Source organism: Pollutimonas nitritireducens, assembly GCF_002849615.1.
Taxonomy (GTDB): domain Bacteria; phylum Pseudomonadota; class Gammaproteobacteria; order Burkholderiales; family Burkholderiaceae_B; genus Pollutimonas; species Pollutimonas nitritireducens.
In genome coordinates, this window is the sequence record NZ_PDNV01000034.1 from 1 (window position 1) to 916 (window position 916).

General features: G+C 55.7%; 2 protein-coding genes. Both read right to left on the reverse strand.

The window, feature by feature from the left end:
- Positions 1–348, reverse strand: a 348-nt coding sequence (locus tag CR155_RS20575; protein ID WP_255399284.1) for a Bug family tripartite tricarboxylate transporter substrate binding protein, incomplete at its 3' end; no start/stop codon positions are given.
- A 4-nt stretch (positions 349–352) separates the two neighbouring features.
- Positions 353–916: CoA-transferase (locus CR155_RS20580; protein ID WP_102071922.1), on the reverse strand; the 564-nt coding region annotated here is incomplete at its 5' end.

The following is a 916-nucleotide window of genomic DNA, read 5'->3' on the forward strand; positions in this document are numbered from 1 at the left end:
GCGCCCGATCGGCGTGAAGTCCTTAACCGGGTCGTAGTTCACGTTCCGGTACATAGCAGGATTAACAGCGTGTCCGATCGAGGTTACGAACAACGTTGAACCGTCAGGTGCCGCGCGTGCCACGTAAGATGTTGCAATGTTCCCATTCGCCCCGGCCTTATTCTCAACGACGATACTCTGGCCCAACACCTTGCCCATCGCCTCGGCGAGGATGCGCGCAGTCGAGTCCGCCGTGCCCCCGGGTGAAAAGCCTACCACCATAGTAATCGGCCCCGACGGGTAGGCGGCTTGTGCCACACCGCTCACGGCCAATAGTGAAGCCGCTACAAGCATGTTTCTTATCTTCATTGTGTTACTCCTCCTGGATTATTAATTTTGAAATTGATTCGAGCTCCTCGTGCGAGAGCCCGACTACTCTATCGACGACCTTGAACCCTTTTTCTGTGACCTCAAGCGTCGCCAAGTCTGTGTAGACCCTCGTTACTACTCTTGCCGCTGTTAATGGGTAGGAACAGGACCGGACAAGTTTTGACTCACCGTCCTTAGTCAGATGCTCCATCATGATGAACACCTGCTTGGCTCCGACAGCAAGATCCATAGCCCCCCCCACTGCGGGGATCGCAGTTTCGTCCATCGTTCGCCAATTGGCCAGGTCGCCCTGCTCCGACACTTGGAACGCTCCTAGAATGCAGATGTCAATATGGCCGCCCCTTATCATCGAGAAGGAGTCCGCGTGATGAAACAGCGCCGCCCCGTTTCTTAACGTAATGGACTGCTTGCCTGCATTGACGTAGTCTGGGTCCGCTTCGGGCCCAGTGGCAACGGCACCCATCCCAAGAACGCCGTTCTCACTATGAAGAATGATGTCCTTGCCTGCGGGAAGGTGGTTCGATACAAGCATGGGTCGGCCGATACC